Source organism: Pseudomonas sp. 22082, from assembly GCF_052046055.1.
Classification (GTDB): Bacteria; Pseudomonadota; Gammaproteobacteria; order Pseudomonadales; family Pseudomonadaceae; genus Aquipseudomonas; species Aquipseudomonas pharyngis.
Genome location: NZ_JBQEQB010000013.1, coordinates 39790 through 58923, shown reverse-complemented (window position 1 = coordinate 58923; position 19134 = coordinate 39790). Strand labels below are relative to the sequence as shown.

Here is a 19134-nt window from a genome sequence, read left to right as displayed (position 1 = left end):
ACGGTGAGGACGTTCGGTCTCACCGTGGGCGACTTGCTGATTATCGGACGTCGGGATACTCCGACGCTCCCACCTGCTCCATCCAGTCCACCACTTTGCCATCCAGCATTTCAGCAATGGCGATATGCGTCATGGCCGTGGTCGGCGCCGCACCGTGCCAATGCTTCACGTCGGGCGCGATCCACACGGTGTCGCCTGGCCGAATCACCCGCACCGGCTGCCCCCATTCCTGCACGAAGCCTGACCCAGCGGTAACGATCAGCGTTTGCCCCAACGGATGGGTGTGCCACGCCGTACGCGCTCCCGGCTCAAAGGTCACGGTGGCGCCGCTGATCCGCGCCGCATCGCTGCCCTTGAACGGCGCATCGACCCGTACCGTCCCGGTAAACCAGTCGCTCGGGCCTTTGACCGACGGTTGTGAGCCGTTGGGAGTAACGGTCACGCGAGATGTTTCGCTGGCCTGGACTTCGCCCGCCAGCAGGGAAAGGGTCAGCGCCGAAGCGGCGATCGGATTCATGTTGAGGCTCTCCAGAAAAGGGACAGCCTCCACTTTAACCAGCCCGACTGTTCCGATAATCGACTAGAATTCAAAATAACTTATGCAGGGTACTCATTAATGCTTCGGGAAAATGCCAGTGATCTGCTCGCTTTCCTCGCCGTGGCGCGTGAGCGCAGTTTCACCAAAGCAGCTGCCAAACTTGGCGTTTCGCAGTCGGCGCTCAGTCATACGATCCGCAGCCTTGAAGCCCGGCTGGGCCTTCGCCTGCTGATCCGCACCACCCGCAGTGTCTCTCCCACCGAGGCTGGTGAGCACTTGCTGCAAACCATCGGCCCGCGCTTCGAAGAGATCGAATCGGAACTGGCCGCCCTCAGCAACCTGCGGGAAACGCCCGCCGGCAAGATCCGTCTAAGCGCCACCGATCACTCGCTGAACTGGCTGTTGCGACCGGTCCTCAAAGAATTTCTTCTGCAATACCCGGACATCTCCGTCGAAGTCAGCTGCGACTACAGTTTCGTCGACATCGCAGGTCAGGGTTTCGATGCCGGCGTGCGGCTGGGCGAGGATGTCGCACAAGGCATGATCGCCACTCGTATCGGCCCGGACATGCGCATGGCGGTGGTCGGCTCGCCCGCCTATTTCGCCAGACGCACCGTACCGAAAACCCCGCGTGATCTGACCGACCACGCTTGCAATAACTTGCGCCTGCCTACCAACGGCGGTCTATACGCCTGGGAGTTCGAGAAGAATGGCGAACGCTTGAAAGTGCGAGTCTGCGGACAGGTCACCCTCAACGGCGTCTATCCATTACTGGACGCTGCACTCGACGGTTTCGGCCTGAGTTACATCCCGGAGAACATCGTCGCCCCCTGTCTGGCTGAAGGTCGCCTGATACAAGTACTGGAGGATTGGTGCCCGGTGTTTTCCGGATATCACCTCTACTACCCGAGCCGGCGCCAGACAGCGCCGGCCTTTGCATTGTTGCTGGCGGCGCTGCGCTATCAAGGCTGAAACCGTCTAGTCCAGCAACGCAATCAACTGCTGACGCTGCGCATCGGTCAGCATCAACCCGAACCCGGCGCCGGCGTTGTCGGCCATGTACAACGGGTTGCTGGTGCCGGGAATCACACAAGTCACCGCCGGATGCGCCAGCAGAAATTTCAGTGCCAGTTGCGGCCAGCTCTTCGCCCCCACCTGAGCTGCCCAACCCGGCAGCGGTTTGCCCTTGAGCCGCGCGAGCAGGTCGCCGCCGCCGAACGGCCGGTTGCAGATCACCGCTACTCCGCGTTCGCGGCACAGCGGCAGGATGCGTTTCTCGACCCCGCGATCATCCAGGGCGTAGTTGATTTGCAGGAAATCCAGCGGCTCGGCCTTGAGTACCGCTTCGACCTCGTCATAGGCCGAAGGCGTGTAGTGGGTGATGCCGATGTAGCGGATGCGGCCCTGCTCTTTCCATTCGCGCAGGGTCGGCAGATGGGTTTGCCAGTCGAGCAGGTTGTGGATCTGCATCAGGTCGATGCGCTCGGTGCGCAGCAGGCTGAACGACTGTTCCATCTGCGCGATGCCCTCCTCGCGACCACGGGTCCAGACCTTGGTCGCCAGAAACGCCGGTGAGCGCGGTTCGTGGATCGACAGCAATTCACCGGTGGTTTCCTCGGCGCGGCCGTACATGGGGGAGCTGTCGATCACCGTGCCGCCCTTTTTGAACAGCTCGCCGAGCACCGCCGGCAATTGCTTGTAGACCGGATCGCCGGGGGCGACGTCGAAACCGCGATAAGTGCCCAACCCCACCAGCGGCAGTGGCTCGGAGCTCGAAGGGATGGCGCGGGTCTGCATGGTCTGGGCTCCTGTGGCGTTCGGCAACGAAATGGCGGCCAGCGCCCGGTCAAAGGTGAAAACCGCTGACACGCCGGCTGCCAGTGTCAGCAACCGGCGGCGGGAATATCCCTCAGTGTGGTTCATGCTGGCGCCCTTGCCCTGTGGATCTGTTGCACCTTGTGTTTTGATGCAGCCCGCAAAACCGTTGGACTACACTGCGACAGCCAACCTGCGCGCCCGGTTAACGTTAGTCGAATGTCCAGAACCCTGTTGTCACTCGTCGCATTGATCCTCGCCGTGTACTTGATCCTGTGCGCGGCGCTGTTCGTGTTTCAGCGGGCGCTGATTTATTTTCCGCAGCCCGCCAGCCTCGACTCACCGGAGTCACGGTTGACGCTGGCCATGCCCGACGCCGAGATCCGCGTGACAGTGCGCGAGCGCGCCGGGCCCAGAGCACTGATCTATTTCGGCGGCAATGCCGAGGACGTTTCGCGCAATCTGCCGGAGTTTTCCGAGGCGTTTCCTGACTATTCGTTGTATTTGCTGCATTACCGGGGCTTTGGCGGCAGCGGCGGCTCGCCCTCCGAAGAAGCGATTGCCGAGGATGCGCTGGCGCTGTTCGATCAGGTGTATGCCAGTCATCCTCAGGTCGCGCTGCTGGGGCGCAGCCTCGGTTCCGGCGTCGCGGTGCGGCTGGCTAGCCAGCGACCGGTGGAACGGTTGATTCTGGTCACGCCCTACAACAGCCTCGAAGAAATCGCCGCCCGCCAATATCCGTGGGTGCCGGTGCAGTGGTTGCTCAAGGATCGTTTCCGGTCCGGCCAGTACGCGGCGCATATCCGCGTGCCGACGCTGCTGCTGGCGGCGAGCGATGACGAGGTGATTCCACGGGCCAGCACCGAGCGCTTGCTGCACAGTTTTCCCGACGGTGTGGCCGCGCTCAAAGTGGTGGCGGATTCGGCACACAATTCGATTTCCGAACGCCCGCAGTACCTGCAATGGATCGAGGATGCGTTGAATCGCTGAGCACTTCGTCGGCAGTCGATGAAACCCGGCGCTGCTTCGTGAACCAAGTGCAAAAAGGCCAGTCCTACCCGCGCCGCGTTCTGCGGCTCACTTTCCTTCAGCCTTGTCTTTGTTCAGAGCTTTGCGTCCCATGCGCCACGCCGTTCGTTCGTCTCGCTTCGTTTCGCTGTGCCTGTTGTTCCTTTCTCCCCTGCTTTCTCCCTCTGCCCACGCCGGCGCCGAGCGACAACTGGTGGCCGCCATCAACGACTACCGCGCCCATCCGCAACGTTGTGACCGGCGCCCGGCCCAACGGCTGGCGCCGCTGACGCTGAAGTCGAACCTGGCGTTACCGGTCGGCTATGGCTACGGCGGTGGGTTGCGCGAACGATTGAAGGATTCCGGCTACGCAGCCGTGGCGGTGCGCAGCATCCGGATCGTCGGCGCGCAGGACGCCGAAGAGGCGTTCGATCTGCTGCAAAGCGATTACTGCGGCGCACTACTGGACGGTCAATACGCCGACATCGGCATCAGCCGCGCCCGCAGCGAATGGCAAGTGGTGCTGGCCCGGCCGGTGCTTGACAGTCGTGTCGGCGACACCCGCAGCGTCGGCAAGGCCTTGCTGGCCGAGGTCAACGCCGCCCGCGCCCGACCGCGAATGTGTGGTCGCCAGCGCTTCGCCGCCGCCCGGCCCTTGAGCTGGAATCCGGCGCTCGGAGCCGCCGCCCAGGGGCACAGCAAGGCCATGGCCTACGGCAACTACTTCGCTCACCGCGACCCGGATGGCGACGGCCCGGCAGATCGCGCCCGGGCGGCCGGCTACCGTGGCCGGCAGATCGGCGAAAACATCGCTGCAGGGCAAAGCTCACCGGGCAAGGCCATGGCCGGCTGGCTAGCCAGCCCCGGACACTGCGCCAACCTGATGAACCCGATGTTCACCCAGGTCGGCGCCGGGTTTGCCAGTGAGGCGCGCAGTGATGAAGGGGTTTACTGGACGATGCTGTTCGGGGCGCCTTGATCCGGTGTTATCCGAAAACGTTGAAGAGCGCTGCAAGTCGCAACTCGACGGCTGATCGTCAGACCGGAGAAATCGTGGCAAGAACGCCAATCATGATGGTCAACACAAGAAAGCCGCCGAGGAAAATCGCCATCTTAGCCATGAAGGCCTCCTGAATACTGAATGTCCGGCGCACCGGGCGCTCCGGAATGAAGCGCGTCGCGTATGGCCGAACGGCAGGGCTATTTTGGGCCCGTGGCTGAGATGGTTACAGATGCAGATTCGACAGGAAAAAGCGGATCAGATGGATCGGGCTGACGCATGGGTCGATATTCAGATCGGGACAGAGGGTTTCCATTGCGCCGCTTTGATCTAGAGTCATGGGCGCCGCGCCAAAAACAACAAAAAATACAGGAGTGAAACCATGTCCGATTTGAACCTGCACCCAAACGCCGCCGAATCCCTGAACCGCTGGCACGAGATGATCCGCACCGGCAACCTCAAGGCCCTGCCAGAATTGCTCGATCCCAAAGCGGTTTTCCGCTCGCCGATGGCGCACACACCTTATCCAGGCGCGCCGGTGGTCGCGATGATCCTCAATACCGTGTTCGAAGTGTTTGAAGACTTCAAATACCACCGTGAACTGGCGACGGCGGATGGCTTGAATGTGGTGCTGGAATTCAGCGCCAAAGTGGGGACGAAAGAGCTCAAGGGCATTGACATGATCCGCTTCGATGAACAGGGCAAGATCGTCGAGTTCGAGGTAATGGTGCGGCCGCTGAGTGGGTTGCAGGCGTTGGGCGAAGAGATGGGACGGCGGTTGGGAGCTTATCTGGCGGCCGCCAAGGCCTGAAACCCGGACACAAAAAAGCCCACTGACCGTCACCGGTTCAGTGGGCTTCGTGTGTCTGGCGTCTAGTTACAGAGCCATGTCACGTGCAGCGCTTTCTTTCGGAGCCGGAGCTTTTTCAGCCGAGGCGTCCGCCGCTGGAGCTGCAACCTGGCCAATCACCGGAGGGGTTGGCAGTTGCAGGATCTTGGCGGTGTAGGCCCACTCTTCAGCCACTTTGGCTGGATCGTTGTTCAGCTGGGTGCCGTAGCTTGGAACGATCTGGTGCAGCTTGGCTTGCCACTCAGGGCTGGCGACTTTGTCTTTGAAGACTTTCTGCAGCACGCTCAGCATGATCGGCGCAGCGGTCGATGCGCCTGGGGATGCGCCCAGCAGACCGGCGATGGAGCCGTCCTTGGAAGCAACGATTTCGGTGCCCAGTTTCAGCACGCCGCCAGCGGCTTCATCACGCTTGATGATTTGCACGCGCTGGCCGGCTTGCCACAGGCGCCAGTCTTCGGCTTTGGCGTTCGGGAAGTATTCCTTCAGCGCGTTCAGACGGTCTTCATCCGACAGCATCAGTTGACCGGCCAGGTACTCGACCAGCGGGTATTCCTTGATGCCGACCCGGGTCATAGGCCAGATGTTGTGGGTGGTGGTGCTGGTCAGCAGGTCCAGGTACGAACCTTCTTTCAGGAACTTGGTGCTGAAAGTCGCGAACGGGCCAAACAGGATGACGCGCTTGCCGTCCAGGACACGGGTGTCCAGGTGCGGAACGGACATCGGAGGCGCGCCAACCGAAGCTTTACCGTAGGCCTTGGCCAGGTGCTGTTCGGCGATGGCCGGGTTATCGGTCACCAGGAACGAGCCGCCTACCGGGAAGCCAGCGTATTCCTTGGCTTCTTCGATACCGGACTTCTGCAGCAGGTGCAGGGCACCGCCGCCGGCGCCGATGAACACGAACTTGGCGTCGGTTTCAGTCTTGGTGCCGTCTTTCAGATTCTTGTAGCTGACGCGCCAGGTGCCATCGGCATTCTTGGTGATGTCTTGCACTTCGCTCGACAGCTTCAAGTTGAAGTTGGGCTTGGTCTGCAGGTAACCGGCGAACTGGCGGGTGATTTCGCCGAAGTTCATGTCGGTACCCAGCGGGCTCCAGGTGGCCGCGATTTTCTGGTTCGGGTCACGCCCTTCCATCATCAGCGGGACCCACTTCTTGATCACAGCCGGGTCTTCGGAGTACTGCATGCCGGCGAACAGCGGGCTCGCTTGCAGGGCTTCGTAGCGCTTTTTCAGGAACTTGATGTTGTCATCGCCCCACACGAAGCTCATGTGCGGAGTGGTGTTGATGAACGAACGAGGGTCCTTCAGGACGCCTTGACGAACCTGCCAGGCCCAGAACTGACGGGAGACCTGGAACGCTTCGTTGATCTCGACGGCTTTCGGGATGGTGACATTGCCCTTGTCGTCTTCCGGGGTGTAGTTCAGCTCGGCGAGCGCCGAGTGACCGGTACCGGCGTTGTTCCAGCCGTTGGAGCTTTCCAGGGCGACGCCATCGAGGCGCTCGACCATTTCCATCGACCAGGTCGGTTCCAGCTCATTGATCCACACACCCAGGGTGGTGCTCATGATGCCGCCGCCGATCAGCAGGACGTCGACTTTCTTTGCTTCCTCGGCATTGGCGGAAGACATCCCCATCGCCAAAGCCAGCCCCAGCAAGGCTGTGTTCACTTTTTTAAACATCCGTTGCACCTATGATAAAACGCCTTCCGCCCGCCGCTGTTGTATGTATGAGGTCCCCTCTTTCGCGACACTCAGGCCAGCGTCGCAGGTTCCGGCACACTTCAATTTTGACGGGTGGGCACACAAGGCCGACAGGCAGTGTCGACCTCAGTTATATGTCCCTTCTGAACTGACTTCTTATCATTATTGGCTTCAGCTACTTGAGCGACAGGGGTTCTGCCTGGCCCGCCGAAAAGCGCACCAGACTGAATTGGGTCAAAACAAGTGGCGCGAAGAATATCACGTCATGGCAAACCCGCGCGTCTGTTCGCGACCGGATAGTTTTCGATTGGTTCCTCAAGCGCTTTCAAACGCCGTACTGTTCCTGATAAGTTGTACGACGACTGACAAATAATCCAGTCGTTCCGAAACCTACAACAACAAGGAATCCTCATGAACAAAAGCAAAGTGCTGCTCGGTCTTTTCTGCGTTTTCAGCGGCTACGTCGCCGCCGCCCCGGCGGAACAGGATGTCGCCCAGGCCGTCGATCACCTGACCCAGGCGATGCTGCACAAGGACATCGCCGAACTGAACGCCCTGACCGCCGACAACCTCACCTACGGCCACTCCAGCGGCAAGATCCAGGACAAGAAAGCCTTCATCGCCGATATCGAAACCGGCAAGAGCGCGTTCAAGACCCTGGAGATGCAAAACCAGACCATCACCCTGTCCGGAGATACCGCGCTGGTACGCCATCACTTTTCGGCGCAGGCCCTCAAAGGCACCGAAGTCGTGCCGACGGAAATCGAGAACTTCCAGATCTGGCAGAAGCAGGCTGGCAAGTGGTTGCTGGTGGGGCGTCAGGCGTACAAGTTCTGATGCATGAGCTCTGCCGCCAATGCGGCGGCAGAGCCTGCTCTCACAACCGAAACCGGTCCACCGACTGCGCCAGCCGCCCCGCCAGACTCGACAGTTCGTCCGTGGTATTGGCCGTCTGGCCGATGACCTTGCTGTTGCCCTCCGACATGCCCGCGATCATCTCCACCTGATGGGCAATTTCGTTGCTGGCCTGGCTCTGTTCGCCGATGGTGCGGGTGATGTCGTTGACCAGCTGCGTGGTGCTGAGGGTGGCGTCGAGGATTTCGCGGATGGCGCGTTCGACGTCGGCGGTGACCGCCATGCCCTTGTCGACCTGGGCGACACCGGCCTCCATGCTGCTGACGGCCTCGCGGGTGCTGTTCTGGATGCGCGCGACCATCGCGGCGATTTCCTGAGTTGACGCACTGGTGCGCGCAGCCAGACTGCGCACCTCATCGGCCACCACCGCAAAGCCCCTGCCCTGCTCACCCGCCCGGGCCGCCTCGATGGCTGCGTTGAGCGCCAGCAGGTTGGTCTGGTCGGCGATGCTCTTGATCACCTGGATGATGTTGAAAATGCCTTCGGACTCCTGATCGAGGGTGCGGATCACCTGCGCCGATTGCTGGGCGGAACGGGCGATGTCGTCCATGTCGCTGACCACCTGATGGATCACCTGCCCGCCGTTTTTCGCCAGTGACTCGGCCTGGCTGGCCATGTCCAGTGCACGCTCGGCGTGCCGGGTGATTTCCTCGATGCTCGCGGTCATCTGGCTCGCGGCGGCGGCCATGGTGCCGGCGGCGGTGCTTTGCTGCTGACTGCTGTCGGCCACCTGATGGCAGCCGTGGCTCAGTTGTTCGCTCATGCCGCTGACGCCGTGGGCGTTGCGTCGCACCACGTCGATCATGTCCCGCAGGTCGCGCTGCATCGTGGCCAGCGTGCGGATCAGCGCACTGGCTTCGTCCTTGCCGGACGGTTCGGCGATCGGCTCGCTGAGGTTGCCATGGGCGATGCTTTCGGCGATGCGGCTGGCGGATTTCAGCGGCCCCATGATGCTCAGGATCACCCACCGGCCCTGGGCCAACAGCAGCAACAGACTGGCGACCAGAACAATGCCGAGAGCGATATTGGCATTGTGGATCGCCGCCTCGGTGCCTTCGCTGGTGTGCCGGGTATTGGTTTCGATCAGCTCGCTGAGGGCGGCCATCTGTTCTTCGAGCTGGCTGAACGCGGTATTGAAGGTCCCCAGTTGCTGCTGGGCGCTGTCCGGATTTTCCAGTGCAAGACCGACGATCTGCTCGCCGGCGCTGATGTAGGTGTCGAGGCTTGGCTTGATCTGCTCGAGCGCGGACTTGATCGTCAGATTGACCGGCAGCTTGAGGTTTTCACCCAGCACCTCGCGAAAATGCGCCGCATGCTCTTCGACCGAACTGCGCACCTCGTCCGCCGAACTGGTGCTTTTGCCCAGCCCCACCAGCATCGCCGAATACACGTCCGCGCGCAGGGCGTCGTGCATCATGTCGGCTTCCATGTGGTTGCGCAGCGCGCTCATGCTGACCGCGTTGTCACTGACCGCCGAAGCCATCCGCTGATTGCCGACGTAACTGACCAGGCTCACGATCAGCGCCGTCAGCAGACTGGTCGCAATCAGCAACACCAAACGCAGTTTGATCGACACCGTGATTTCCTCCCAGGTCGCGCCACGCGGCGCCGTTCAACGCTTCAGTTAAGCCTATTTCCATGAACCCGTTGCGTTAGAGCGTCTCAGCGTGTGTCGTTACATCCGGTAAAAATGCCGCACTGTGCGACGGTTCTCATTCCGCCCCCTACCGCCTGAGCCGACTTACGGAACTCCCGTGCCCGCCGACACCTCTCACATTATGTGGTACTTCCTTTTCGCTTTACGCTGCTGGAGGAACACCGTTATGCGTCGTTTACTACTGGTTTCGTCTCTTATGCTGTGCCTGCCTTTCGGGTCGGCTTTCGCCCGCGTGGATGCGGGGGATGTCGCCACTTCGGCCGGCGTTTCCGCCTCGCTGTATTCCACGTTCAAGGATCACAAAATGGTGATTCCGGCCCGTGACGACTTGTCGGCATTCGTCGCCAGCGGCGGAACGATCCGTGGCGTGTACCTGGAATCGGTACTGCAGCAGGTGCGTCAGGACAATCCTGGCCTGAACGCCAGCGATGAAGAGCTGGCCAACGCCATCCTGGTTCAGTACGAAGGTCTGTCGCAGTAACCACGGCAAGTTCGATGATGGTGGCTGACGGACTTGCCACCGTTACGCCCTGCCGATGGACGGCTGGCGAACGACCATGGGCAAAACCGTCGAACGGCCTCTATGATGGAGGCCATGACGATTTCCGCCTCACTCCGCTCCCCTTGCCCGCCGGGTCTGTGCATCTGCGGGCGTGATCCGCTGCTGGATACGCCCGGCGCGGATGTGCGCATCCTGTTGCTGACCCGCGAGGAAGAAAAGCGTCTGCTCGAGCGACTGGAAAACCTCAAAGACCTCGCCGACCTCCAGCGGCTGCAAGGCAAGATGTTCGATCAGCTAGGCATTCGTGTGCTGATCGCGCCAAAGTTCGGTGAAGTGCGGACTGTGCGAGGCGGCATCGAAATCGACGTCGAAGAGCTTCCAGGGCTCTGCCGCAAAACCCGAAAAACCATCCCGGCCGCCATCCGCCGTGGCCTGGAAAACAATCCGCAAGTCGCCTTCGATCTGCTCAACGCCCACGACTTGCTGCGCGACACCTGATCATTTCTTCATGCCCACCCGCTTGCGCATCTCCGCTGTGATGCTCTGCCGGGTTTTTTTCAGATCCGCCCAAGGTTCATCCCCCACTTCCGCCAGCCGTTCGTGAACGTTGTGCACGGTCCATTGATCGGCGCCTTTGATCTCGCCGACCTCTTCCCGAAACAGCGGCACCGACACCGGCAGCCCTTCACGGGTACGCGCCGCGTAGGCGCAGATGGTGGTGGCGCCCAGACCGTTGCGCAGGTAATCGATGAAGATCCGCCCTACGCGATTTTTCGGCCCGGACACCGCAGAAAAACGCTCCGGCAACAATTTCGCCATGTGCGTGACGATGGCGTGACTGAAATCCTTGACCTCGTCCCAGCCATGCTTGCGGGTCAGCGGCACCACCAGATGAATGCCCTTGCCGCCGCTGGTCTTGAGGAACGCCTTGAGGCCCAGTTCATCCAGCACGGTCAGGGTCAGCGCCGTGGCTTCGACCATGCTTTTCCACGGCAGCGCCGGGTCCGGGTCGAGGTCGAGGACAAAGCGGTCGGGCTTGTCCAGATCGGTGGTGGTGGCGTTCCAGGTGTGCAGTTCGACCGTGCTCATCTGCACCGCGCCGATCAAGGCTTCGGCGTTGTTGATCAGCATCACCGGCTGGCCGGTCAGTTCCTTGTCGAGCGTGCGGATGCCGGGGATCGCCAGGTTCTCGGCGTTTTTCTGGAAGAACAGCTCACCGGCGATACCGTCCGGGGCGCGCACCAGCGCTACCGGGCGATCCTTGAGCTGCGGCAGAATCCATTCGGCGACGCTGGCGTAATACTCGGCCAGCTGCATTTTGGTGGTGCCACTGCTGGCATCGATCACCCGATCGGGATGAGTGATCCGCACCTTGCCGTCGGCCAGGCCGGATTGCGACGGTGCAGTAGATTCAGTCTTTGAAGTCTTCATGGGTTTGGCGCGCTCCTCGGTGATGTCCTTGGCCGGTTTGTCGTCGCGCAAGCCATGAAAAACGGCGTGACGCACTGAGCCGTCCTGGGTCATTTCGGCGAAGGCCACTTCCGCCAGCAGACTCGGCTTGAGCCAGTGCACACCCTTGGCTTCGAACCCTGTAGGCGGGTTGGCCACCGCCGGCTTCTTCACCCGCAAGGGTTTGAGCTGCGCGAGGATGCTCTTGAGGGTGGTTTCATTAAATCCCGTGCCGACCTTGCCGGCGTACCGCAACTCGCCGCTGTCACGATCATGCAGACCCAGCAGCAACGCGCCGAACGAACTGCGCGCGCCTTTCGGATCGGTATAGCCGACGATCACGAATTCCTGGCGATGCTTGCACTTGAGCTTGATCCAGTCGCTACTGCGGCGCGACACGTAAGACGAGCCGAGGCGTTTACCGATCAGGCCTTCCATGCGCATCTGGCAGGCGCTGTTGAGCAAGGCCTGCGGGGTTTCGTCGAACGCTTCGGAGAAACGCAGCAGCGGGTCTTGATGGGTTTTCAGAACAGTGGCCAGCGCTGCGCGCCGTTCCTCCACGGGCACCTCGCGCAGGTCGACACCGTTCAGATACGGCAGATCAAACAGGTAATAGACGATGTTTTCGCTGCGTCCCGAATCGAACGCGTTTTGCAGGGCCTGAAAGTCCGGCACGCCGTCCGCGTCGGCGACCACCATCTCACCATCCAGCCACGCCGACTCCAGGCCCAGCGCCGCCAGGGCTTGCGCCTGTTTCGGCAATTTGTGCGTCCAGTCATGGCCATTGCGGGTGAACAACTGCACCTGGTCCTGATCGATACGCGCCATGATCCGATAGCCGTCGAACTTGATTTCGTATTGCCAATCCCCTTCCGGCGCGCTCTCCACCAGAGTCGCCAGTTGAGGTTTCAACTGCGCCGGGATACTCGCCTTGTGGGCGCCAGTGAGTTTGCCCGAAGCTGGCTTGCGCGGTGCTTTCGCCGGGCCTTTCAGTGGTTTGACCTGCTTCGCACTGAGCCGGGGTTTGTCGACGATCGTGCGCTCGCTGAGCACGCTGTCGGGTTCGGCGACCAGCACGTCGTAATCGCTTTGCGGGCGTGCGGCGCTGTCCTGATGCTTGATCAGAAACCACTGCTCTTTCTTGCCCGGCATGTGGGTGCGCACCAGGTTCCAAACCCCGGCGAGCTTCTCGCCGCGCAGTTCGAATTTGAGCTTGCCCTTGGCGTAGGCTTTCTCCGGGTCTTCCAGCGGAATCCACACGCCGCGATCCCAAACGATCACATCGCCGGCACCGTAATGCCCTTCGGGAATGCTGCCCTCGAACGTCGCGTAATCCAGCGGGTGATCCTCGACGTGCACCGCCAGCCGCTTGACCTTGGGATCCAGCGACGGGCCCTTGGGCACCGCCCAGCTCTTGAGCGCGCCGTCGAGTTCCAGGCGAAAGTCATAATGCAGGTGCGAGGCGTCATGCTTCTGGATGCAGAATTGCAAAGCCTGCTCACCGCCGGGCTTCTTGCCCCGCCGGTGGTCGGCTGCCGGCTCGGATGTCGCCGAGAAGTCGCGCATCCGGTTGTAGTCGTCGAGATTCCTGCTCATCCTGCACCTGCCTTGTTTCAACCTGTTCGAGTCACCGTCAGCGCGACCACGGCAATCCGGTCGACGCGCTGATAGCCGGGATTGAGCAACTCTTCGCCGAACACATCCGGATCGAGTTCGCGGTAGGTCCAGCCGAACCGTTTTTCATCCAGCCGTGGCAATACCGTGTCGAGGAAAGGATCGCGGCCATCGACCATCGCCACGCCGGTGTACAGCAGCAGCGAACCACCGGGCGTCAGGTGATTGAGCGCCTGTTCGACGATGCGCAACGACAGCCCCGCCCCCAGCGTCCCACCGCCATGGCGGTAAGCTCGTCCGGCCGGATCGGCCATGTACGGCGGGTTGGCGACGATCAGGTCGAATTCACCGTCCACGCCTTGCAATACATCACTGGCGCGCACCTCGACGTTGGCCACTTCGGCCAGCGCCGCGTTGATCGTGGTCAGGCGCAGCGCAGCAGGGTTGATATCCACCGCCAGCACTTGCGCTTCGCGCCGGGCACGGCCAATCAGGATCGCGCCGACTCCGGCGCCACAACCGATGTCCACCGCACGGTGGATAGGCGCAAAGTTCTGCTGCAAATGGCTGTGAATCAGTTGGGCAAAGCGATAGGTATCCGGGCCGAAGAACACCGAATCGGCGGCATCCGTGGGAAACCCGGAATGCACGAAAAGCAAGTCATCCAGGCTCGACCATCGCACCCGGCTCTTCAAGCGTCCGTCGAACGCATCAATCACCTGGGCGTCCTGCAATTGTCGCTGTTCATCGGCAGACAGCAGGCCCGGTTCGAACGGGCGCGACCATCCGAACACATCCCGCAGGCAATCGGCGGCCTGCCCTTCGTCGCGCTGGTTGACCCGTTGATGGGTCAGCGGCGTCGGGGTGATGAAACGATAGCCGTCGGCCTGCAGGCGCCTTCCCAGTTGCAGCAGCACCAGATCGTTGGCGGACAGTTGTTCTTCCTGATTCATTGATGATTTCCTTAACGCAGACCGGATTTGAGTTGGATGAAATGGCGAGTGGCAAGCAGCCCGGCCGGATGCGCGTGCCGGGCCGGCGCGAGCCAGGGGATCAACGTTGCGAACTTGCTGTGAGCGTCCTGCCCTTGCAGTGCCGCATTCAGGCGCTGCACATCGGGGTCCTGTTCGGGCACCTCGATCGGCGCAGGGACTGAGGGGCGGCGGCGGAACGCGACGGGTTTATCCGCAGAAATCCAGTCACCGGCAATCCAGTCGTGCACCAGTTGTTTTTCATAGGCGCTGAACACGCCGAACATCGCCGCACCATCGCCATCGATCAATTGCCAGAAGCGGCTGCCCTGTGGATCTTCGTGGCGCTTGATCCAGCCCTTGTCCTGCATGGCCTGCAGGAACCCGGACAGCTGCTGCGGATCGGCCAGCCACTGATTGACGGTCTTGCCTTCGAAGCGGCAATAGTCGGAGTGCATGTGTTGAGCGAACGGACACTTGCGCTCAAGCATCGCCAACAGTTCGCGCTCCAGATCGAACCCCTCGATGATTGCGCGGCTACCCTGCCCCAGGTCATTGAGCCGATAGCCCAGCGATACCCGGCGCAGGAAATCGCGGCGATCAGCCTCCAGAGGCAGCAGATCCAGAACGGCCTGCACGGCTTTTTGCGCATGACCGGTGCTGGCATTGTCGATGGTCACGTGCAGAGTGAAGTAGTAAGGATCGATCCCCAGTTCACTGAGTTCGTAACTGCTGATCAACAGGTGCAGGGGCAGTTGCTCGTAGCCAAGGTTGTAACCGATCACCTCCGGCAAAAAGTCCATGCCGCCGGCACCCAGGGCCAATTGCAGCGCGCCTTGCAGGTAGCGTTCGTCGGGCAGGGGACTGCTCGGCTCGAGGCCCTGTTCGGCGAGCAGCTGGCGGTAGATCACGACGTGGTTCTGGGCCGGATTGCCCTCGCCCAGTTCTTCCAGATAAGTGCTGATCAGGCTGCTGAAGCGCGGATCGCGCCACTGTCCGAGCAAGCCGTAGAGCCAGGCGCCATCGACCAGTTTGGTCGGCGCCACCGCTTGCAGGAAATACAGCGCATGAGCCTTGCAACTGAAGAACTGCCGCGCGCCTCCAGCCTTGCGTTGTTGCAGGTAGTCGGCGTATTGCCGGGCGACATCGGCACAGTGCTCAGCCACCCAGGCATGCCACTGCGCGGGGTCCGATGGCAGCTCATCCTTCAACTGCGCGGCTTGCAGCAGTTGATCTTCCAGAAAGGCGCGCGCCAGCGGCTGCGGATGCTCCTCGGCTAAAAGTGCTTCATGGATACGCCGCAACCCACCCAGAGAATCGAGCGGACGTGATGGGGCGGGGGCAGCTTGCAGGTGAGTCAGGACAGTCATGGCAATATTCTCGATCGATTGGCAGGACGCTCAGTCACTCGCCTCTAATGAAGCAGAGAGGCTTGGCGCGTCAAAAATTCAATCGGCTTGAAAATTGCCCTGACGGACGGAGCCTTCGGCTCGCTCCTTGCTTTAACGGAACGGTCGAAGGCTGTGAGGTGAGAGGGTCAGGCCGTGCCTTTGGCCTGCTGTTCGAGGTGAACCTGCAACTCGGGGTCGATCTGCAACGCCGCTGCCAGTTCATCCAGATAATTGCGCTCGGCGTCCTGCTGATCGTCCACCAGCATCACGCTGGCCAGGTACATCTCGGCGGCCATGGCTGGATCGTTCTGCGCCGCCTGCGCCACTTCGGTGGGATCCAGCGGTTTGGCGACCTCGTCGTCGAGCCATTGCTGCAGGTTCGGGTCATCGGTGTGCTTGCCGATTTCGCTGCTGATCAGGTGTTTTTCCGACTCATCGATCCGCCCGTCAGCCTTGGCCGCCGCGATCAATGCACGCAGAACGGCGTGACTGTGTTCTTCGACTTGCGGGCCGGACAACAGGTCCGCAGTCTGCGGAGTTTGCTGCGGCGCGGCGGACGCCTGGCTGCGTTGCCAGGCTTGATACGCCTGGAAAGCCATCATGCCCAGCGAGGCCAGCGCCGCGTAATTGGTGCCGCCGGACCGACGCTGCGTGCCGCCACCCAGCGCCCCGCCACCGCCGAGCAATCCGCCAAGCAACCCGCCCAGGCCGCCAAGCCCGCCAGCAGCAGAACCGCCGCCACTGCCGCCGCCCAGCAGACCGCCGAGCAACCCGCCAAGCCCACCCGCTCCCCCGCCGGCCGACGCGCCACCTGGTTGTCCCGCCGAGGCCTGGCCTCGCAGCAGTTGTTCGAGCAGATCGCTGGTGTTCATGACGTCGTCCTCAGGCAAAGGGGTATGACTGCGTCAGGCAACGATAGCCCTCCTGATGCGTTGCGCCAGCACCGTTGGGCTGACGTGGCCATGGGCGAGTGATTCTCCAGAGAAATTTTTCCCCGGCCAGCTAATCTTCACGAATGGGTGAACCTTGACCCGGCCCGACCGGTCGATAGCTGCAACCCGACCCGGTTGGTCGCCACCCTTGCTGCCCAAGGGTTTACGCGGCTTGCTGCACTTTCTGGAGAACGCCTTCGTGATATCGACCGTCCACATCGCCAGGCTCAAGGCCTGGGGCGCCCATGGTTTCACCGCGACCGGCGTGGTCACTGCCTTCCTGGCCACCCTTGCCCTGTTGGAAAACCAGCCGATCCACTGCCTGATGTGGCTGGGCGTGGCGCTGATCGTCGACGGCCTCGACGGAGCGCTGGCGCGCAAGGTCAACGTGCAGTCGGTGCTGCCGAGTTTCGACGGATCGATCCTCGATCTGGTGATCGACTACCTGACCTACGTGTTCATCCCGGCGCTGTTCATCTATCGCTACATTCCCCTGCCCGACTACACCCTGCTGCTGACCGTGTCGCTGATTCTGGTGTCGTCGCTGTTCTGCTTCTGCAACGTCAACATGAAGAGCAAGGACAACTACTTCGTCGGTTTCCCCGCCGCCTGGAACGTGGTTGCGTTGTGTCTGTACATCATCGATCCGGGGCCGTGGCTCACCTTCCTGACGGTGATTGGCCTGGCGCTGCTGACCGTGACCCGCATGAAGTTCCTCCACCCGTTCCGGGTACGCCGGTTCATGCCGATCAACATTGCGGTGACGGCGATCTGGTTGCTGTGCAGCCTGTCGCTGGTGCTGAACCACCCGGTGATCAACCCGCTGGTGATGGGCCTGTGGCTGCTGGCGTCGGCGTACTTTCTCGGCATCTGCATCTGGCGCACGGCGCTGGAGTGGTTTGACAGCGCGCATCTGAAATAGAAGCCCTGTCGGGATCCCTGTGGGAGCGAACCTGCTCGCTCCCACAGTTGTTTTGCATGACGCTCAGCGTTTAGTGATGACCACCTCCAGATACTCGCTCGGCACCACCATCGATTCCGCCCCCGCCCGGTTCAGCCCGTCGATCAGTAGCGTCAGATCCGTCTCCAGCGCCTGCCCGCTCTCCGGCGGCAACGCCGCGAACGCCTTGTGTACCGGGCCGTACCAGTGGCGAAACACATCAATGAAATGCGCCGCCGAGCGATAGCGGAAGTTGAAGTGGCGCCGAGTCACCTGCAACTGAAACTGGCGATCGTCGAAATGCGAATGCAGCCAGGCTTCCGCGCCCCAGTTCGAGGGCGGTTGCGCAACGGGTGGCGGTGGCAGGTAGCGACCGAGGGTCTTGAACATCTGGCCGACGAAGCCTTCCGGCGTCCAGTTGGCCAGGCCGATCCGTCCGCCACGGCGACAGACCCGCGCCAGCTCCTTGGCCGCTTTCGCCTGATCCGGGGCGAACATCACGCCGAAGGTCGACAGCACCGCATCGAAACTGGAATCGGCAAACGGCAGCGCTTCGGCATCGGCGACCTGAAAGGTCACCTCCAGATGCTCGGCGCGCGCCCGGTCCTGGCCGCGCTCCAGCAATGCCGCGACATAGTCGGTGGACGTCACCAGACAACCACGGCGTGCCGCCGCGAGCGTGGCATTGCCGTTGCCGGCGGCGACATCCAGCACTTCTTCATCGCAGCGCAGGTCGCAGGCTTCGGCGAGGGTTTCGCCGACGATTTGCAGCGTGGTGCCGATCACGGCGTAGTCGCCACTGGCCCAGGCGACTTTCTGGCGTTCCTTCAGGGCAGTGAGATCAATGGGGGTACTCATGAATGGGTGCTCCACGGCAGAAGGGTCAAACGTCACTCGGCGGTCGTCGGGTCGATGATGCTCGTCACCCGGGACACGCTGTTGGCCGGAAATCCCCCTTGCCTTGCGTGTTCGCGCACCAGTTCCTCGTTGGGTGCGATGTACACGCAATAGATCTTGTCGGCAGTCACATAACTCTGCAGCCACTGCACCTCTGGCCCGAGTTCACGCAGCACGTTGCAGGACGTTTGCGATACGGCCTTGAGTTCTTGCTCCGATAGCTTTCCGGCTCCTGGAATCTCGCGTTCAATCACGAACTTCGGCATGGCAACCTCGCATTCTTTTTATGGATGTCAGAGCCGTTGGCGGCCCTGCTCGCCCACTATCGCGCGGGCGCTGTCCGGCGTCCCTGCCAATCGTCCGGAGAGCCCGTAAAACCGGGCATTGGCCGATGAATGGCGGGATTTTGTAAAGGCCCCGAAACACTGTCGGGGGGTTGCCAACGCTCCGGCTGATCGGCTCTCATGCAGGCCCTCACCGGAACGGAATTCGATCATGTCCTTGCGCCTCGAATGGCTCGCCGATCACCTGCAGCACAGCGACACTTACGCGGCGTGGATCCACCGCCAGTTTCACTACGAATATGCCGAGCAACCTTTGGCCGAATGGCAGCGCGAATTTGCCGAGGGCCAGACCAATGGCGACTGGCGTTGCCTGATTGCGCTGGACGGAGATCGACTGCTGGGCGGTGCGGCACTGGCCCGGGCGGATCTGGCCCTTCGACCGGATCTCGGACCGTGGCTGGCCTGTGTGCTGGTCAGCCCCGAATCACGCGGTCAGGGTCTGGCAGCAAGGCTGATCGAGGGAATTGCTGAGGAGGCGAAAAAACGGGGCCTGCCGCGTTTCTATCTGCACACCCAGAGCAAACAGGACTATTACGCCAAACGCGGCTGGACGGTGCTGGAGCGTTTTCACGCCTGGGGTAACGAACAATGGCTCATGGTGCGCGACCTGTGA

At 61.7% G+C, this 19134-nt stretch carries 19 protein-coding genes and 1 pseudogene; 9 read left to right on the top strand and 11 right to left on the bottom strand.

Annotated elements, in window-relative coordinates; all coding sequences use genetic code 11:
• Positions 1-40 precede the first annotated feature (40 nt).
• A complete protein-coding gene (locus ACTJK9_RS16570; protein WP_440814902.1) occupies positions 41-517 on the bottom strand; it encodes a (R)-mandelonitrile lyase in 477 nt (158 codons plus the stop codon).
• A 99-nt stretch (positions 518-616) separates the two neighbouring features.
• Between ACTJK9_RS16570 and ACTJK9_RS16565 the strand changes: the two genes are divergently transcribed.
• A complete protein-coding gene (locus tag ACTJK9_RS16565) occupies positions 617-1510 on the top strand; it encodes a LysR family transcriptional regulator (protein ID WP_440814900.1) in 894 nt (297 codons plus the stop codon).
• A 6-nt stretch (positions 1511-1516) separates the two neighbouring features.
• On the opposite strand, the gene ACTJK9_RS16560 is transcribed toward ACTJK9_RS16565, so the two are convergent.
• Positions 1517-2461: an aldo/keto reductase gene (locus ACTJK9_RS16560; RefSeq protein WP_440814898.1), complete on the bottom strand. Its 945-nt coding sequence runs from the start codon at positions 2459-2461 to the stop codon at positions 1517-1519.
• 111 nt (positions 2462-2572) lie between these two features.
• Here ACTJK9_RS16560 and ACTJK9_RS16555 point away from each other — a divergent pair, with 111 nt between their 5' ends.
• The 3 genes from ACTJK9_RS16555 to ACTJK9_RS16545 all read left to right on the top strand — a co-directional run bounded on the left by ACTJK9_RS16555 (position 2573) and on the right by ACTJK9_RS16545 (position 5172).
• Complete coding sequence (locus ACTJK9_RS16555) at positions 2573-3343, top strand: alpha/beta hydrolase (protein WP_440814896.1); 771 nt, start codon at positions 2573-2575, stop codon at positions 3341-3343.
• A gap of 130 nt (positions 3344-3473) precedes the next feature.
• Positions 3474-4340, top strand: a complete 867-nt coding sequence (locus ACTJK9_RS16550; protein ID WP_440814894.1) for a CAP domain-containing protein — start codon at positions 3474-3476, stop codon at positions 4338-4340.
• Between the two features lie 403 nt (positions 4341-4743).
• Complete coding sequence (locus ACTJK9_RS16545; protein ID WP_440814892.1) at positions 4744-5172, top strand: nuclear transport factor 2 family protein; 429 nt, start codon at positions 4744-4746, stop codon at positions 5170-5172.
• Positions 5173-5238: 66 nt separating this feature from the next.
• Here the strand turns inward: ACTJK9_RS16545 and mqo are convergent, their stop codons facing one another.
• Positions 5239-6888, bottom strand: coding sequence for a malate dehydrogenase (quinone) (gene mqo, locus ACTJK9_RS16540; RefSeq protein ID WP_064595368.1), 1650 nt, complete (start codon positions 6886-6888; stop codon positions 5239-5241).
• Positions 6889-7320: 432 nt separating this feature from the next.
• On the opposite strand from mqo, the gene ACTJK9_RS16535 reads away from it, so the two are divergent.
• Complete coding sequence (locus tag ACTJK9_RS16535; RefSeq protein WP_085613009.1) at positions 7321-7746, top strand: nuclear transport factor 2 family protein; 426 nt, start codon at positions 7321-7323, stop codon at positions 7744-7746.
• Between the two features lie 40 nt (positions 7747-7786).
• On the opposite strand, the gene ACTJK9_RS16530 is transcribed toward ACTJK9_RS16535, so the two are convergent.
• Complete coding sequence (locus ACTJK9_RS16530; protein ID WP_408980477.1) at positions 7787-8512, bottom strand: methyl-accepting chemotaxis protein; 726 nt, start codon at positions 8510-8512, stop codon at positions 7787-7789.
• Between the two features lie 129 nt (positions 8513-8641).
• Positions 8642-9400: pseudogene (locus tag ACTJK9_RS16525) on the bottom strand (MCP four helix bundle domain-containing protein); the annotation flags it as partial.
• Positions 9401-9647: 247 nt separating this feature from the next.
• Between ACTJK9_RS16525 and ACTJK9_RS16520 the strand changes: the two are divergent.
• Together ACTJK9_RS16520 and ACTJK9_RS16515 are read left to right on the top strand one after the other, a co-directional pair.
• The gene (locus ACTJK9_RS16520) at positions 9648-9962 is read left to right on the top strand and encodes a DUF2388 domain-containing protein (RefSeq protein WP_011333537.1); all 315 of its coding nucleotides are present in this window, start codon (positions 9648-9650) and stop codon (positions 9960-9962) included.
• 102 nt (positions 9963-10064) lie between these two features.
• Positions 10065-10481 carry a hypothetical protein gene (locus ACTJK9_RS16515; RefSeq protein WP_440814889.1) on the top strand — a complete coding sequence of 139 codons (417 nt, stop codon included), beginning with the start codon at positions 10065-10067 and terminating at the stop codon, positions 10479-10481.
• Here the strand turns inward: ACTJK9_RS16515 and ligD are convergent, their stop codons facing one another.
• The 4 genes from ligD to ACTJK9_RS16495 form a co-directional block, all read right to left on the bottom strand.
• Positions 10482-13028, bottom strand: coding sequence for a DNA ligase D (gene ligD, locus ACTJK9_RS16510; RefSeq protein WP_440814887.1), 2547 nt, complete (start codon positions 13026-13028; stop codon positions 10482-10484). It lies immediately after the preceding gene.
• Positions 13029-13045: 17 nt separating this feature from the next.
• Positions 13046-13999, bottom strand: a complete 954-nt coding sequence (locus tag ACTJK9_RS16505) for a methyltransferase (protein WP_039770963.1) — start codon at positions 13997-13999, stop codon at positions 13046-13048.
• Between the two features lie 11 nt (positions 14000-14010).
• Complete coding sequence (locus ACTJK9_RS16500) at positions 14011-15387, bottom strand: iron-containing redox enzyme family protein (RefSeq protein ID WP_085613004.1); 1377 nt, start codon at positions 15385-15387, stop codon at positions 14011-14013.
• A 167-nt stretch (positions 15388-15554) separates the two neighbouring features.
• Positions 15555-16280: a tellurite resistance TerB family protein gene (locus ACTJK9_RS16495; protein ID WP_414881184.1), complete on the bottom strand. Its 726-nt coding sequence runs from the start codon at positions 16278-16280 to the stop codon at positions 15555-15557.
• Between the two features lie 259 nt (positions 16281-16539).
• On the opposite strand from ACTJK9_RS16495, the gene pcsA reads away from it, so the two are divergent.
• Entirely contained in the window at positions 16540-17262 is a 723-nt protein-coding gene (gene pcsA, locus ACTJK9_RS16490) for a phosphatidylcholine synthase (protein ID WP_039767868.1), read from the top strand.
• Between the two features lie 63 nt (positions 17263-17325).
• Here pcsA and ACTJK9_RS16485 read toward each other — a convergent pair whose 3' ends face one another.
• Both ACTJK9_RS16485 and ACTJK9_RS16480 read right to left on the bottom strand, forming a co-directional pair.
• Entirely contained in the window at positions 17326-18138 is an 813-nt protein-coding gene (locus ACTJK9_RS16485) for a class I SAM-dependent methyltransferase (protein WP_103387128.1), read from the bottom strand.
• 32 nt (positions 18139-18170) lie between these two features.
• The gene (locus ACTJK9_RS16480) at positions 18171-18443 is read right to left on the bottom strand and encodes a DUF4242 domain-containing protein (RefSeq protein WP_064595343.1); all 273 of its coding nucleotides are present in this window, start codon (positions 18441-18443) and stop codon (positions 18171-18173) included.
• 229 nt (positions 18444-18672) lie between these two features.
• On the opposite strand from ACTJK9_RS16480, the gene ACTJK9_RS16475 reads away from it, so the two are divergent.
• Positions 18673-19134, top strand: coding sequence for a GNAT family N-acetyltransferase (locus tag ACTJK9_RS16475; protein WP_085613546.1), 462 nt, complete (start codon positions 18673-18675; stop codon positions 19132-19134).

Coding starts and splice junctions, on each gene's coding strand:
- ACTJK9_RS16505 (WP_039770963.1), bottom strand. CDS start 13,999: ATGAATCAGGAAGAACAACTGTCCGCCAACGATCTGGTGCTGCTGCAA.
- ACTJK9_RS16515 (WP_440814889.1), top strand. CDS start 10,065: ATGATGGAGGCCATGACGATTTCCGCCTCACTCCGCTCCCCTTGCCCG.
- ACTJK9_RS16480 (WP_064595343.1), bottom strand. CDS start 18,443: ATGCCGAAGTTCGTGATTGAACGCGAGATTCCAGGAGCCGGAAAGCTA.
- ACTJK9_RS16560 (WP_440814898.1), bottom strand. CDS start 2,461: ATGAACCACACTGAGGGATATTCCCGCCGCCGGTTGCTGACACTGGCA.
- ACTJK9_RS16520 (WP_011333537.1), top strand. CDS start 9,648: ATGCGTCGTTTACTACTGGTTTCGTCTCTTATGCTGTGCCTGCCTTTC.
- ACTJK9_RS16530 (WP_408980477.1), bottom strand. CDS start 8,512: ATGGCCGCCGCCGCGAGCCAGATGACCGCGAGCATCGAGGAAATCACC.
- ACTJK9_RS16500 (WP_085613004.1), bottom strand. CDS start 15,387: ATGACTGTCCTGACTCACCTGCAAGCTGCCCCCGCCCCATCACGTCCG.
- ACTJK9_RS16535 (WP_085613009.1), top strand. CDS start 7,321: ATGAACAAAAGCAAAGTGCTGCTCGGTCTTTTCTGCGTTTTCAGCGGC.
- ACTJK9_RS16475 (WP_085613546.1), top strand. CDS start 18,673: ATGTCCTTGCGCCTCGAATGGCTCGCCGATCACCTGCAGCACAGCGAC.
- ligD (WP_440814887.1), bottom strand. CDS start 13,028: ATGAGCAGGAATCTCGACGACTACAACCGGATGCGCGACTTCTCGGCG.
- ACTJK9_RS16485 (WP_103387128.1), bottom strand. CDS start 18,138: ATGAGTACCCCCATTGATCTCACTGCCCTGAAGGAACGCCAGAAAGTC.
- ACTJK9_RS16565 (WP_440814900.1), top strand. CDS start 617: ATGCTTCGGGAAAATGCCAGTGATCTGCTCGCTTTCCTCGCCGTGGCG.
- ACTJK9_RS16570 (WP_440814902.1), bottom strand. CDS start 517: ATGAATCCGATCGCCGCTTCGGCGCTGACCCTTTCCCTGCTGGCGGGC.
- ACTJK9_RS16555 (WP_440814896.1), top strand. CDS start 2,573: ATGTCCAGAACCCTGTTGTCACTCGTCGCATTGATCCTCGCCGTGTAC.
- mqo (WP_064595368.1), bottom strand. CDS start 6,888: ATGTTTAAAAAAGTGAACACAGCCTTGCTGGGGCTGGCTTTGGCGATG.
- ACTJK9_RS16495 (WP_414881184.1), bottom strand. CDS start 16,280: ATGAACACCAGCGATCTGCTCGAACAACTGCTGCGAGGCCAGGCCTCG.
- ACTJK9_RS16545 (WP_440814892.1), top strand. CDS start 4,744: ATGTCCGATTTGAACCTGCACCCAAACGCCGCCGAATCCCTGAACCGC.
- ACTJK9_RS16550 (WP_440814894.1), top strand. CDS start 3,474: ATGCGCCACGCCGTTCGTTCGTCTCGCTTCGTTTCGCTGTGCCTGTTG.